Source organism: Colwellia sp. NW0002-52-1, assembly GCF_057550865.1.
This window is the reverse complement of sequence record NZ_BAAJLU010000003.1, coordinates 249,082-262,586: the sequence shown is the minus strand read 5'-3', so window position 1 is coordinate 262,586 and position 13,505 is coordinate 249,082. Positions and strand designations below refer to the sequence as shown.

15 protein-coding genes, 1 tRNA gene and 1 pseudogene are annotated in these 13,505 nt (G+C 36.8%); 14 read left to right on the top strand and 3 right to left on the bottom strand.

From position 1 onward, the window contains the following. Window position 1: 1 nt before the first annotated feature. The 8 genes and pseudogenes from AC27H3_RS05380 (at window position 2) to AC27H3_RS05345 (ending at window position 5,865) form a co-directional block, all read left to right on the top strand. The gene (locus tag AC27H3_RS05380; protein WP_487104350.1) at window positions 2-238 is read left to right on the top strand and encodes a hypothetical protein; all 237 of its coding nucleotides are present in this window, start codon (window positions 2-4) and stop codon (window positions 236-238) included. A 92-nt stretch (window positions 239-330) separates the two neighbouring features. Continuing rightward, a pseudogene (locus tag AC27H3_RS05375) lies at window positions 331-672 on the top strand (transposase); the annotation flags it as partial. Between the two features lie 113 nt (window positions 673-785). After that, a complete protein-coding gene (locus tag AC27H3_RS05370) occupies window positions 786-1,760 on the top strand; it encodes a transposase (RefSeq protein ID WP_487104348.1) in 975 nt (324 codons plus the stop codon). 206 nt (window positions 1,761-1,966) lie between these two features. After that, window positions 1,967-2,371: a Tle-like phospholipase domain-containing protein gene (locus tag AC27H3_RS05365; RefSeq protein ID WP_487104346.1), complete on the top strand. Its 405-nt coding sequence runs from the start codon at window positions 1,967-1,969 to the stop codon at window positions 2,369-2,371. Between the two features lie 14 nt (window positions 2,372-2,385). Then, a complete protein-coding gene (locus tag AC27H3_RS05360; protein ID WP_487104344.1) occupies window positions 2,386-3,138 on the top strand; it encodes an ankyrin repeat domain-containing protein in 753 nt (250 codons plus the stop codon). Between the two features lie 314 nt (window positions 3,139-3,452). Next, on the top strand, window positions 3,453-3,791 hold the full coding sequence (locus tag AC27H3_RS05355; protein WP_487104343.1) for a hypothetical protein: 339 nt from the start codon (window positions 3,453-3,455) through the stop codon (window positions 3,789-3,791). Window positions 3,792-4,207: 416 nt separating this feature from the next. Continuing rightward, window positions 4,208-4,621 carry a LexA family protein gene (locus AC27H3_RS05350; RefSeq protein WP_487104341.1) on the top strand — a complete coding sequence of 138 codons (414 nt, stop codon included), beginning with the start codon at window positions 4,208-4,210 and terminating at the stop codon, window positions 4,619-4,621. Continuing rightward, window positions 4,609-5,865, top strand: a complete 1,257-nt coding sequence (locus AC27H3_RS05345) for a Y-family DNA polymerase (protein WP_487104340.1) — start codon at window positions 4,609-4,611, stop codon at window positions 5,863-5,865. Before AC27H3_RS05350 ends, AC27H3_RS05345 begins: the two co-directional genes overlap by 13 nt. 175 nt (window positions 5,866-6,040) lie before the next feature. Here the strand turns inward: AC27H3_RS05345 and AC27H3_RS05340 are convergent. The 3 genes from AC27H3_RS05340 to AC27H3_RS05330 form a co-directional block, all read right to left on the bottom strand. Then, window positions 6,041-6,117: transfer RNA gene (locus tag AC27H3_RS05340), tRNA-Pro, on the bottom strand. A gap of 100 nt (window positions 6,118-6,217) precedes the next feature. Further along, the gene (locus AC27H3_RS05335) at window positions 6,218-7,927 is read right to left on the bottom strand and encodes a DUF3413 domain-containing protein (RefSeq protein WP_487104339.1); all 1,710 of its coding nucleotides are present in this window, start codon (window positions 7,925-7,927) and stop codon (window positions 6,218-6,220) included. A 56-nt stretch (window positions 7,928-7,983) separates the two neighbouring features. Continuing rightward, the gene (locus AC27H3_RS05330; RefSeq protein WP_085303430.1) at window positions 7,984-8,205 is read right to left on the bottom strand and encodes a YejL family protein; all 222 of its coding nucleotides are present in this window, start codon (window positions 8,203-8,205) and stop codon (window positions 7,984-7,986) included. A gap of 78 nt (window positions 8,206-8,283) precedes the next feature. Here AC27H3_RS05330 and yejK point away from each other — a divergent pair, with 78 nt between their 5' ends. The 6 genes from yejK to AC27H3_RS05300 all read left to right on the top strand — a co-directional run bounded on the left by yejK (window position 8,284) and on the right by AC27H3_RS05300 (window position 13,437). Then, window positions 8,284-9,402, top strand: a complete 1,119-nt coding sequence (yejK, locus tag AC27H3_RS05325) for a nucleoid-associated protein YejK (RefSeq protein ID WP_487104337.1) — start codon at window positions 8,284-8,286, stop codon at window positions 9,400-9,402. 84 nt (window positions 9,403-9,486) lie between these two features. Further along, complete coding sequence (pyrC, locus tag AC27H3_RS05320) at window positions 9,487-10,515, top strand: dihydroorotase (RefSeq protein ID WP_487104335.1); 1,029 nt, start codon at window positions 9,487-9,489, stop codon at window positions 10,513-10,515. 13 nt (window positions 10,516-10,528) lie between these two features. Then, window positions 10,529-11,410 (top strand): 6-carboxytetrahydropterin synthase, encoded by an 882-nt coding sequence (locus AC27H3_RS05315; protein WP_487104333.1) that lies wholly within the window; start codon window positions 10,529-10,531, stop codon window positions 11,408-11,410. After that, a complete protein-coding gene (locus AC27H3_RS05310) occupies window positions 11,403-12,239 on the top strand; it encodes a M23 family metallopeptidase (protein WP_487104331.1) in 837 nt (278 codons plus the stop codon). The genes AC27H3_RS05315 and AC27H3_RS05310 overlap by 8 nt, the downstream gene beginning before the upstream one ends. A gap of 45 nt (window positions 12,240-12,284) precedes the next feature. Next, complete coding sequence (locus tag AC27H3_RS05305) at window positions 12,285-13,040, top strand: substrate-binding periplasmic protein (protein WP_487104329.1); 756 nt, start codon at window positions 12,285-12,287, stop codon at window positions 13,038-13,040. An 82-nt stretch (window positions 13,041-13,122) separates the two neighbouring features. Then, complete coding sequence (locus tag AC27H3_RS05300; RefSeq protein ID WP_085303441.1) at window positions 13,123-13,437, top strand: cupin domain-containing protein; 315 nt, start codon at window positions 13,123-13,125, stop codon at window positions 13,435-13,437. Window positions 13,438-13,505: the final 68 nt, after the last annotated feature.

Here is a 13,505-nt window from a genome sequence, read left to right as displayed (position 1 = left end):
TGTGGAACTATTAAAAGAAAATAAAGCACAACGCATTTTTACGCTTTTAACTTGTATTGTTGTATTTACTTATTTGTTTGTGGAATGGACTGTTTTTTATGTCGGAGTATTGTTTATTGGCTTTTCGGTATATTCCTTTTTTAAAAATAGTAACAAAAACTTAGGAGTTATAAGCTCAATAATAGCAATTTCTAGCTTATTAGCTGTTTGTATTGGTGGGATAATAATGTCTATGTAGGAATAGAAATTAACAGGACACCCATCCTAAATTGAAATTACAGAACACTGAACTAAACTAAGAAAACCCCACAACATTATCTCAGGTGAGTTATGGCTACGCCAAGGAAGCAGCAAATCAGTTTAATCGACACCCCGTATTATCATTGTGTGGCGCGTTGTGTTCGACGCGCTTTTTTATGCGGTGAAGATACCTTATCCGGACAAAGCTTTGAACACCGCCGAGAATGGATAGAAGAGAAGTTACACTTTCTCAGCCAAGTATTCGCCATTTACGTTTGTGCTTATGCGGTAATGAGTAACCATTATCATGTGGTGTTATTTATTGATGAAGAAAAAGCCCAACAATGGAGTATGAAAGAGGTGCTTGAGCGCTGGCATCGCTTATACAAGGGCACATTACTCACACAACAATACTGTCGTGGTGATGTACTGCCAAAACACTTAATGGCTATCGTTACGAAATTAACTGGACACCCATTCTAAATTGAAATTACAGAACACTGAACTAAACTAAGAAAACCCCACAACATTATCTCAGGTGAGTTATGGCTACGCCAAGGAAGCAGCAAATCAGTTTAATCGACACCCCGTATTATCATTGTGTGGCGCGTTGTGTTCGACGTGCTTTTTTATGCGGTGAAGACACCTTATCAGGACAAAGCTTTGAACACAGGCGAGAATGGATAGAAGAGAAGTTACACTTTCTCAGCCAAGTGTTTGCCATTGACGTTTGTGCTTATGCGGTAATGAGTAACCATTATCATGTGGTGTTATTTATTGATGAAGAAAAAGCCACACAATGGAGCATGAAAGAGGTGCTTGAGCGTTGGCACCGCTTATACAAAGGCACATTACTCACACAACAATACTGTCGTGGTGATGTACTTCCAAAACACTTAATGGCTATCGTTGAAGCTACCGCTGAAGTGTATCGCAAACGCCTGATGAAAATCAGCTGGTTTATGGGCTATATCAACGAACACATTGCACGAGCCGCCAACCAAGAAGATAACTGCACAGGCAGGTTCTGGGAAGGTCGTTTTAAATCTCAAGCTTTACTTGATGAAGCCGCACTTGCTGCTTGTATGGCTTATGTGGACTTAAACCCCATTCGCGCCAATATCGCCAATACCCCAGAAGATTCAACGCACACCAGTGTAAAACTACGCTGCGAGCATGCAACACAAAGCCAACAACCCAAAACCCTCATGCCCTTTGTTGGCAACCCCAGAGAAAACATGCCGAAAGGCCTACCGTTTGAGCTGACTGATTATTTACAGTTAATCGAACTCACCGGTCGTTGTATCAGAGAAGATAAACCTGGCTACATCGACGAAAACCTACCCAGCATACTGAGCCGATTAAACATATCAGCTGAAAACTGGCTAATCATCACCACTGAATTTAAAACACAGTTTCATGGCGCAATAGGGCGCGAAGATGTACTCAGTGATTATTGCGAACACCAACAGCTCAAACGACGACAAAACTTAAGTCACTGCAAAAAACTCTTTGCCTAAGTTCACGATTTACCGATTTTAAACGCCATAAAGTCAACAAGTCAGTACTTGAGGTTGATACTTGCCAGAAAATTGATGTATTAGTATAGCTTGGGCCTAAAGTGGTAGTTTCGTATCTATTTTTAGACAAAAGCAGTCATTTGGTCATGACAAAGAGAAAGATATTATAATATCGTCGTTATGTGATTAAGCTTTATTTAGAATGAGTGTCATTATTAATTTTTGATATGAAAGCAAATTTATTACAAGGACTAGGTTTAGACTCTGCTCAATACAGCTCTGCTATTGGTCTTGCAGGTAGAATGAATACTAGATTTGGTGGTAATGTGCACTTTACAGGACATTCTTTAGGTGGAGGTTTGGCATCGGCAGCAGCAATTGTGACTGGAGGAAGTGCAACTGTATTCAATGCGGCAGGAATTAGGAATAGCACAATTGGAAGCTTTTCTAGAAATAATGGCTCCATTACTCATTACTATAGTGGGTATGATGGTATTAGAGCTATAAATGCTTTTTCAGGAGCTAGTGTACCAGGAACACAAATTAATTTAGGGCATGCTGGGCCTCATACTATGCCAAATGTATGTGCGGCTATGGGAACATCATGTTAAGACGGTGGTAGTTTATGAAAATATTAATTTTATCGTTGATGTCTATGCTGTTGGTTAGCTGCTCTTCAGTTAACGCAAGTTCTAATAGCCAAGCAGGGGGCAAATTGCTTGCTTATATGGATATTGAAGAGGTTTTTGAAGAGCCTAATGCACTGGCCTTGGCAAAGTCAGCCTCGAAGGGTAGTGTTAAGGAAATTGAAAAGTTAATTGCAAAAGGTGTTGATGTTAATACGCGTGGAAAAATAAATGGCACACCTTTGTTTTTTGCATTACAAAGTAAACAAGGGTTTAGCGCATTAATTAAACATGGCGCAGATCCTAACATATTATTTGATGATGGAGGTACAGTGTTGCATTGGGCAGCTCAAATGAAAGATTGTGATTTTCTTGATATAGCAATACAAGGAGGAGGGAATCCAGATTTAAAAGCAGGTTATGCAAAAGCATCCCCCATATTTAAAACGATTAATATGGATATTGAGTCAGGAATACCTAACTGCTTCAAGGTATTAATAAAAAATGGCTGTGATATTAATTTTACAGATTCTTATGGTATTTCAGTTATTTTAACTGCTGCTAGTTTTGCTCGCTACGATATGGTTTTAGAATTACTCAAAGCGGGTGCAAATTATAATAAAAAAGATAATTACGGAAATGATATCTTTAAAATAATTAAGAAGCATGAACACTCATTCAAAAAAGGAAGTAAATCTGAAATTTATAAGCAAAAAGTGTTAGATTGGTTAAAAGACAACTCTAATAAATGAAACCTTTAAAAACAACTTAACAGGACATATATGGACGCTTCCTTGATGTCAACCCAAGTGAATACGAAAAAATATTTAACAAGACACTCATCCTAAATTGATTACCAATTAACATGACACTCACCCTAAATTGCTTATTCTTTAGATCAATCACCACAAAACTTAATATCCTTAGTTACGGGACCATTAAGTGCGGGAACTAGTTTTATATATCGTCCATTAGCCCAAACAATTAGCAATATAGGGCATTTGAATGATGCTGTCACAGTAGCCTGTGACATACCATTAAGCTGTAATTAATATAAGAGAATGTAATGGAAAATATTTCAAACAATAAAGCTATAGCATGTTTTATCCTTTACGGAGCACCTATAGTACTTTTAGCTAAACATGGCTGGCAATTAGGAGGTTTGTTGTGTTTACTGTTTATCGGAGGGTATACCTTCTTACCTTTTACGAAAAAAATTCGTAGCAAGATTAGCTCGCTAGATAAACATGTTTTTATATCCTATGTTGTTGTTATTGCTTTATTTGCAGCAATTGATTTTTTTTCTAAGCCTCATTACTGGAAAGCTTTCATAATATTGGCGCTTGGTTTCTATTCGCTTGTTCAATTGAAAAAGTTACAAAAATACTTCTTAGGGGCGAAATGAAATTTAACAAATTTAACAGAAATTTAACAGGACATATGTGGACGCTTCCTTGATGTCAACCCAAGTGAATACGAAAACATAACAAAACGGGCTTATGTTTTTGATTACAGAGCATTACTCTTTTCATACTTTTGTTCATGATGACAGGCGCTTTCGCTTGCTTAAAGCAAACTGTACTGACATATATTCGAGCTATGGTTTGTTATCCATGCTCCAGATAAGTTGCGAACTAGAAATACCTTAAAAACATTGTTCACCCAAACGTGATAGATACACTTGTCCTCTCACAGGCTTTGTTCTAGTTGGCTCGTTTAGCTGTTGTTATGTGATTAATCACCACATGAATATAACAAAAAAGCTTCCTCAATTTTATATCTTCGCCTATACTGTTTAAATGCACAGTGTGGGCGCGTTTTATGAAAGTTATTCCTATTTTTATTGAAGCTGGTATCTCTGGTTTTGAATCTCCTGCGGCTGAATACAAAGAGCTTGGTCTATCACTTGATCAGCTCCTAGTATCAAACCCTGATGCAACATTTATTGGTTTAGCGCAAGGGCCTTCAATGCAGGAGGTTGGTATTTTTGATGGTGATTTATTGTTAGTTGATCGCAGTGAGCCAGTAAAAGATGGCGATGTTATCGTTGCAAATTACAACGGTTGTTTTACTTGCAAGTTTATTGATAAAAAGAATGCTAGATTGTTATCTGCATCGTTTAAACACCAGCCAGTAAATATTACCCCAGAAGATGAGTTTCAAATAGAAGGGGTGGTTACACGCTCAATTCGTTTACATCGACAGGTTAAGGAACTTAGTACATGTATGCGTTAGTTGATGCGGTGTCTTTCTACGCATCTTGTGAGAAGGTTTTTGATCCATCAATTAGAAATAGACCTGTCGTAGTGCTCACCAATAACGACGGTTGCATATGCGCAGTTTGCCCAATGGGCCGACACTTAGGTATTCCTAAATTTAAGCCTTATTTTCAAATCAAACCGTTCTTGGCAAAGCATAATGTGGTGATTCGATCGTCTAATTATGAGTTATATGCGGATTTGAGCGAGAAAATGATGAATGTTATTGGCCGTTTTTGCGATAACCAATATGTATATTCGATTGATGAATCATTTTTACAATTCAAAAAATATAATCACATTATTAACGATTGGCAGCAATACGGCCATGATATACGCCGTGCTGTTTGGCAAGAAACACGTTTACCGGTTGGTGTTGGTTTTGGCACAACAGCAACATTAGCTAAAGCCGCTAATCATGCCGCTAAAAAATTACCGGGATATAATGGTGTAGCCGTTGTTAATAATGCCGCATCACGCAAAGAAGTATTGTCAAAAATGACCGTGACTGACGTATGGGGTATTGGCAGCCGATTAGGAAAGCGTTTAAACGTGTTAGGTATAACTAGCGCCTGGGATCTCGCAAATCAATCACCTAAAGCGATGCGTAGTCAGTTTAGTGTATTGGTTGAACGAACAGTTAACGAACTCAACGGTATTGTTTGTATAAATTGGGATGAAGTTAAACAGCCTAAACAAGAAATATTTTCAACCAGAAGCTTTGGGCAACGTATTAACGAAACTCATCAATTAAAAACAGCGCTAGTAAGCCATGGTGCAATTGTCGGTCGAAAATTAAGAAAGCAGCATTCACGGGTAAAGCGACTAGCTGTATTTGCCGCTAGCTCCCCTCATGATGATAATTACTATAACAAATCAATAATTTATGAGTTTGCTATTGCAACAGACAATACTCTTCATATTGCCAATGCAATATCAGCGGTTTTTAATCGCGTGTATGCAAGTGGCGTTAACTTTTACCGTTGTGGTGTTGGCGCTATTGAACTGGAGAATAGTCAGTTTCAGCAACAGGATTTATTTTGGCCAAATAATGATGACCCGGCATTAATGTACTGCTACGACGGCATAAATAATCGCTACGGCAATGAAACATTACAACTAGCAGCACAGGGCCGCATTGAAAAGTGGCATATGCGACGCGAGTTTCTTTCACCTAGCTTTACCAGTAAATGGCGCGATATACCTAAAATTAGTTGTTAATGTGAGCAGAATAGGGCATCAACAACCGCTTAGCTGAAGTGTAAATATTTAAGAAAAGCGTTTCGATATAAAATAAAATTTTAGGCCAGTGTTAGACATACGTTAGACAGAGACAAAAAAGCCACTTGAACCGTTCATCGAACTATTGCTAAGTGGCTATTTATATTACTTAATTTGGTCGGAGTAGCAAGATTCGAACTTGCGACCTCACGTCCCCCAGACGCACGCGCTACCAAGCTGCGCTATACCCCGAATGATAAGCTTGATGGGGATAAAAGCTTATGCGAGCTATATTAAAGATTTATCGGTCGAATGCAATTAAAAAACATCATTATACAAGCTAAGCGACTAATTATTGTACGCTTTGTGCTTGCTTGCTGAATTGTTTAATAAAGTTAACTCCATCAATCATTAATGGGAAATCAGGTTTTGCCGTAATAGGTGCTGCAAGTTGAATAGAATAACTTTGGAAGTTACCATTTTGATCAACAAACATAGACTTATCTTTATTAAAAACGACTATGCCGTTATCCATAGTATTGGCAATGATTCGGTCATGATCTAACGCTTTAATATCTGTACCATTACTGTAACTTTTCTCATTAATATCGCAGTTTAACCAACGCTTAATTAATGTCGGTTGTACATCCATATGGCTTGTTAAATTGTTAATAAGCTTATTCTTACTTTCAGGCAAAATAAGTAACGCTGGTTTAATCGATAAACTGGTATCAACAGTGTTATTTCCTATTGAGCTAACCCAAAGAATATCGTTGCGCTTGTTATCGTTTTGTTGCTTATTTTGTGCAGACATTAAGGCATCTAAAAATAGTTCAAATTGATAACTATTGTCACCTTTAAAATAAAATACATGTAATCCAGCTGAATAACTATTAAGTTTATCAGCAAAAATTAAACTAGAAATATCGTTGAGTTTAGTTGTAGTTGCGAATAGTTCATTAGTAATACTTAATAAACCATTTGAATTCGTAACAGATGATTCACTGGTATCTTCACCAATAATAGTAAAGGATTTCGCAAGATTTTTTTGCTCAATAATTTGGAATAATAAAGGTTGAGCATGCTGTTCAATTAATGACTTTTTATAAATACTTGGCAGGCTATAAAAAAGGTTAAACCAAGCATCTTTTGGTAACGCGTTATCAATGTGATTTTCAAGCGAGAGCTTGCCACGCTTGACTCTTTGCTTAATTTTATCTAATTGTTGAGTTTGTAATGTTTTGTCTGTAACTACCATGAAAACTGATTGTTTTAAGGCTAACTCATTTGGGCATTGACCTTGATATTGAGGGTATGCTGGCACGGTATCGGTAAAGGCCAATGGGCTTGTACGACGAGCAATATAATCAACTCGGTCGAACATACCATATTTAGTTAATAAGGTTTTGGCGGTAGACGGGTAGGTCAGTGGCAAAGTGGTGTCTTGGCGCAATACGTCGTACTCAAGATTAGCATCTGCCCAAATATGTATAATGTGACTAAAAAAGAAAAAACACACCAAAGGGATAACGAGAAAGCGTGCAAATATTGTTTTTTGAAGTGATTTTAAATGTTTCCAAGCATAGTTAGAGGTTATAAGTTCAAACGACAATATAACCAGTGTTAATACTAAACTAACAAACCAAAAAACTCGGCTATTTTGCTGAATTTCATTGGTAATAAGTTCGAGTATTGGTGCACTTGAAGAAATATTTAAATGATAACCTAAACGATTATAAATAAAGGCATCTAATAAAAGCAGTAATAATTCAATGGTAAAAATAATTGACGCGGCAACACGTATAAACCGAGTACGAGGGAATAACAGCATTATCGGAAACAAAATGAGTACAAAACTCATAAACGTTAAGAAAGCCATATGACTTAGCCAAGTCGTTACTAAATACGTTTGGCCAAGTAACGTTTCGGGCATTGATTCACTAAAAACATAAATTGACGATAATAAAATCGCCGCAATAATATTAAAAAAAGTGAACCAGTGGCTCCAACTAACTAACTGTAATAGGCGCTTACTATAGGGTTTAGATTCAAATGAAGCCATTGCGTCGTTTAATACTCTTATTATTGTTAATGAATGTCGCTTTGTATTTATACTTTTTATTTAGAATTTTGTATAGATTGTTTTAAAGCCTTGGTAAAATTGTCTATTAATGGCCCTTGTTCTTCTTTCGGGACATTATTTACAATAATTTCTGTTAAGGTATTTCCTAGGCACATTAGCGCTAGATCAGGGGTTGCAGACTCATTGACGAGAACATCAAGCAAATCTTTAATAATTTTTTCTACACGTTCGTTGGAATACTTGGATACAATAGGCATCTTAAACACTTAATGGTAATTTAATAAACAGACTTAAGTTTATCAAATGCCTGAACAATATAATACTGACCTTTAACTATGAGCTTAATAATTTCGAATATTGCACTGCATTTTTTAACTAAAAAAGAAGAAACTGGTGAAGTTGTACTCAGGTTAGGGCCTGAAAATGTTACAGCTAGCAGCAAAATAGAAAGTTTTGTTGATGCACTACATAAAATTTATAACAGCAAAGGCAGTAAGGCTTACGGGCACTTTTCATCGATGCCAGCTGAAGGCGATTCGGCCCGATTTGTTGATATAATGGAAAGCTATTTGGGCGATGCTCAAAGTTTTCATCAATTTAGTAGCCAAGCCGGTAATTTACTTAAAAATGAATTAGAAAAATATGACCTAGCAGAAACAGGCTATTTAATTGTTTGCCACTACGAATATATGGGCGGTCGTTATTTATTGGTCGCAATAATTCCTATTTCTGAGCATTACACTGTTGACGGCGAATTAAATATTTCAGCAGATCAACATCTTGATACTAATAAATTACAGTTAGCCGCTCGTATTGATTTATTTGACTACCAAAATAATGCCGAAGGTAATCGTTATATCTCTTTTATTAAAGGTCGAGCAGGTAGAAAAGTGTCAGACTTTTTCTTAGACTTTTTAAGTTGTGAAGAAGGTTTAAATTCAAAAGAACAAACACAAACCTTAGTACAAGCTGTTGAAGATTATGTGTCGGTTAACCAGTTTGACGCTAATGAAAAGCAACAAACACGCAAAGAACTACTCAGTTATTGTAAAGAGCAAAAAGAGTCAGCCCAAGACGTTTCATTACAAGAAATTGGTAACGTTATTAAAACAGAAGAAAGCGGGCAAGACTTTTATAAATTTTGCCAAGAGCAATCTTACCCAATAGAAGAATCGTTTCCGCATGACCAAGCTGTGGTTAATAAAGTTACTAAATACTCGGGTTATGGTAATGGTATTAGCTTAAGTTTTGAGCGTAGCCATTTTGGTCAAGATGTTGTTTATAGTCCGGCTAACGAAAGTATTACTATTTATAAAGTACCGCCGAATTTAAAAGATCAACTCTTAGCGTTAATGGAAAGTAATGCTCAACAAACTGCTAACTCTTCTCAGCCAGCGATGAGCAGCAATGCAGATACTGGTCAAATTCAAGTAGAAGATTCAGAACACGAATAGCAGTGATATTCGGTTAGATAAGTAAAGTATATAGCAGCTATTGCTGATTTTAAGTGATAGAAGATAACAAAATTAGGAAAGAAAATGACCACATTAACAATTACTCGACCAGACGACTGGCATGTACATTTACGCGATGGCGAAGCATTGAATAATACCGTTGCTGATATTAGCCGATACTTCGGACGCGCTATTATTATGCCAAACTTAGTGCCACCGGTAACTAATGCTGAATTAGCAACGCAATATCATCAACGTATTATGGCGGCTAAGCCAAGTAAACAATTTCAACCGTTAATGGTGTTGTATTTAACCGATCAAACTACCGCTGAAGATATTAAAGCAGCAAAAGCATCAGGTATTGTTTACGCGGCTAAACTTTATCCCGCTGGTGCTACCACTAACTCTTCATCAGGTGTTACTAATGTTGATAATATTGCCTCTGTATTAGCGGCGATGGAAGCAGTGAACATGCCATTATTAGTGCATGGCGAAGTTACCGATCATGACATTGATATTTTCGACCGTGAAGCAGTTTTTATCGACACTATTTTACGTCCATTAGTTGCCAAGTACCCAACATTAAAAATAGTGTTAGAGCACATTACCACGAAAAATGCCGTTGATTTTGTTAAAGAAGCTAGCGAAAATGTTGCCGCAACTATTACAGTACACCACTTATTATTTAACCGTAATCACATGTTAGTTGGCGGTATTCGTCCTCATTTTTATTGTTTACCTATACTAAAACGTAATATTCATCAGCACGCGTTAATTGAAGCGGCAACAAGTGGTAGCGACAAATTCTTTCTAGGTACCGATTCAGCGCCGCATCCACAACATGCTAAAGAAGCCGCTTGTGGTTGTGCAGGGGCTTATACTGCCCATGCTGCAATTGAGCTATATGCTGAGGCGTTCGAACAAGCAGGCGCATTAGACAAGCTTGAAGGTTTTGCCAGCTTAAACGGTCCAAAATTTTATAATTTACCGGTAAATAGCGACAAAATAACATTAGTAAAACAAGCGTGGAATGTACCAGCTACTATGGCTTTTGGCCTTGAAAAAGTAGTGCCAATTCGCGCAGATGAAACCATCGCTTGGCAAGTAAAGTAAGGATAAATAGAAAATGCAGTTATTTGTAAATGACTTAACCGTTATCGACTTTTCTTATTGTTGTAGTACACGTGGCATTGTTGGTGAAAGCTGGATTGTAGATGTGTTACTTGATGGCAGCTTAAATGAAATGAGCATGGTATTAGATTTTGCCGTGGTTAAAAAACAAATTAAAGCCATTATCGATGATGCCGTAGATCATAAATTATTGTTACCCATGCAAGATAGTGCTATTAGTGCAGAACTCTCCACGCAAAGAGCAGGTCACGAGTTTGTAAACTTTGAATCAAAACAAGGTGCATATTATTTACAGTCACCGAGCTGCGCATTTGCTAAAATTGAAACACAAGAAATTGATATCGCGTCGGTAACAGACTATTTAACGACTATAATTCTTTCGCATTTACCTAAAAATGTGCAAGGTTTAACGTTAAAACTACGTCCTGAAGTTATTAACGGTGCTTATTATCACTATACCCACGGTTTGAAACTACATGATGGTAATTGCCAGCGTATTGCCCATGGCCATCGTTCAAAAATTCATATCTATAAAAATGGTAAACGCTCAACAGCGTTAGAAGAAGTGTGGAGTTTACGTTGGCAAGATATTTACTTAGCCACTGAAGCTGACCGAATCGCGTTAAATGATATCGAGTTATCTGACACGGCTATGACTAATTTGACTCCCGATCACCAATTATTTTCTTACTATGCACCGCAAGGAAGATTTGATATTGCTGTACCCAGTAACATTTTAGATGTGGTTGATTGCGATTCAACGGTTGAGTTACTGGCAGACTTTATTGTACGCCAACTTAAAAAACAATCACCGTTAGATGAGTTTAAAGTTGTCGCTTTTGAAGGTGTAGCAAAAGGTGCTATTGCTCATGGGTAAACAAATATTGTTATCAAGCAAACTGTTTTTATCGGCTTTGTTACTTATGCAAGTGTGCTTTGTGCAAGCTGAAACAGTAACCAGTGAGCAATTTTTTCAAGGCTCACTTATTGTTGGTAAAACTAAACCAGAGAATAAAGTTACCCTAAATGGCGAAGTGATTAAAGTCTCTAAAAGTGGTGACTATGCACTGGGTTTTAGTCGAGATGAGAAAAACAACAGCGAGCTTATAATTACGAACCCAAATGGTGAAACCGAAAAACGCATATTAAAACCATTAAAACGAAAATATAACATTCAACGTGTTAATGGTATTGCAAAAAAAATTATGAACCCAAACAAGAAGGCGATTAGTCGTGTTGGGGAAGATAATAAAAAAATAAGAGCAGCTCGAAAAACTGATAGCGACTTAACCGCGTTTGCAAAAGGCTTTATCGCACCTATAGATGGCATAATTACTGGCGTATATGGTAGTCAGCGTTATTATAACGGCGTACCAAAAACGCCACATTATGGTTTAGATTATGCGGGTGATAAAGGTGATCCTGTTAAAGCACCAGCTGATGGCATAGTATTAATGTATGTAAGTGATATGTTTTACTCTGGTGGTACCATGATAATTGATCATGGACATGGAGTCACATCAACGTTTTTACATTTGAGCGGTTCGTACGTTAAAGAAGGCGATAAAGTTAACCAAGGTCAAGTAGTTGCAGCCGTAGGTGCAAGTGGAAGGGCAACAGGACCACATTTAGATTGGCGAATTAATTGGTTTAGTATGAGGTTAGATCCTGCACTGGTACTAAAACTAAAACCTTCATTACTTTAAAGGCTATTATTAGCTAAGCTGACTTAATTAAATATGAGGTATAACATGAAAAATTTATTTATCATTTTTGTACTAATTATAAGTTTTAATGTCAGCGCTAAAGCATTACAGATTGGATGGGAACTTTGGTTTCCTTATCAATACCGAAATAGCCAACAACACCTTGTTGGCTTAGACTTTGAAATTCTCAATACCATACTTGCCAAAACTGATTATAAAGTCGCTTACACCGAGTTACCTTGGAAGCGACATTTACACTACATAAAAATAGGTCAATTAGATGTTGCAATGGGCGCATCGTATAATGAAGAAAGGTTACGTTATGCTATGTTCACCCAAGCCTATAGACAAGAAACTGTAAATCTTTTTGTTAAAAAAGGAACCGTTAAAGCGATTAAATTAAATTCTTTATCAGATCTTATAAACAGCGAATATATGATAGGTATAGAAAGTGGATATTATTATGGTGAAGAATATCAAGCTTTAATGAAAAAATCAGAGTTTCGAGAACATATTAGTGAAGTTGTTGATATCGAAGAAAATGTGACGCTACTTATGCAAGGCCATATTGATGGCTTTCTTGTTGATCCTGCTACGATTAAAGCATTCTCTAAGAAATATCAAATGAATGATGAGTTTGAACAACACACATTAATCATTTACCAATCGGCAATACACTTCATGTTTAGCAAAGCGTCTGTATCACCGGAAACTGTTCAGACAATAGATAACATAATTACTGATTTAAAAGCCTCAGGAGAATTAGACACTATTATTCAAAAGTGGCAAACCATGCAGTAGCTTTACCCTCTTAACTAAACAATAAAAAATTTATTACTTTTGGTTTTTTAACTTCACTGCAAATAAAGCAACGGGAAAAATAATGGCAGGGAACTATCCGAGTAAAATTAAATCGCTACCGTTATTCGATGGTAGATTTGACGCATATAAACTAGCTGCGAATGGCAGTGATGTGTTGTTTGCTTCTTACCCCGCAGGTACTAATATTCCTTTACATAAACATGATACCGATAACTACGGTGTTATCACCCGTGGGGAATTAATTTTAACAATGCAGGGTAAAACTCAACATATCAAAATTGGCCAATGGTATCATGTACCCGCTAATGTCGAACATAGTGCTAAATTTTTAGAAGTTACAGATGAAATTGAAATTTGGTTTCATCCTGAAAAATAGCAATAAGTTCGACTTACTACTTACTACTTACTACTTACTACTTGAAGTATTAAACTCGCTGCTAGTAC

Excerpts from the sequence above, each read along its gene's own strand:
- AC27H3_RS05350 (WP_487104341.1), top strand. The coding sequence starts at position 4,208 with ATGAAAGTTATTCCTATTTTTATTGAAGCTGGTATCTCTGGTTTTGAA.
- AC27H3_RS05315 (WP_487104333.1), top strand. The coding sequence starts at position 10,529 with ATGCAGTTATTTGTAAATGACTTAACCGTTATCGACTTTTCTTATTGT.
- AC27H3_RS05355 (WP_487104343.1), top strand. The coding sequence starts at position 3,453 with ATGGAAAATATTTCAAACAATAAAGCTATAGCATGTTTTATCCTTTAC.
- yejK (WP_487104337.1), top strand. The coding sequence starts at position 8,284 with ATGAGCTTAATAATTTCGAATATTGCACTGCATTTTTTAACTAAAAAA.
- AC27H3_RS05300 (WP_085303441.1), top strand. The coding sequence starts at position 13,123 with ATGGCAGGGAACTATCCGAGTAAAATTAAATCGCTACCGTTATTCGAT.
- pyrC (WP_487104335.1), top strand. The coding sequence starts at position 9,487 with ATGACCACATTAACAATTACTCGACCAGACGACTGGCATGTACATTTA.
- AC27H3_RS05370 (WP_487104348.1), top strand. The coding sequence starts at position 786 with ATGGCTACGCCAAGGAAGCAGCAAATCAGTTTAATCGACACCCCGTAT.
- AC27H3_RS05305 (WP_487104329.1), top strand. The coding sequence starts at position 12,285 with ATGAAAAATTTATTTATCATTTTTGTACTAATTATAAGTTTTAATGTC.
- AC27H3_RS05345 (WP_487104340.1), top strand. The coding sequence starts at position 4,609 with ATGTATGCGTTAGTTGATGCGGTGTCTTTCTACGCATCTTGTGAGAAG.
- AC27H3_RS05360 (WP_487104344.1), top strand. The coding sequence starts at position 2,386 with ATGAAAATATTAATTTTATCGTTGATGTCTATGCTGTTGGTTAGCTGC.
- AC27H3_RS05310 (WP_487104331.1), top strand. The coding sequence starts at position 11,403 with ATGGGTAAACAAATATTGTTATCAAGCAAACTGTTTTTATCGGCTTTG.
- AC27H3_RS05330 (WP_085303430.1), bottom strand. The coding sequence starts at position 8,205 with ATGCCTATTGTATCCAAGTATTCCAACGAACGTGTAGAAAAAATTATT.
- AC27H3_RS05335 (WP_487104339.1), bottom strand. The coding sequence starts at position 7,927 with ATGGCTTCATTTGAATCTAAACCCTATAGTAAGCGCCTATTACAGTTA.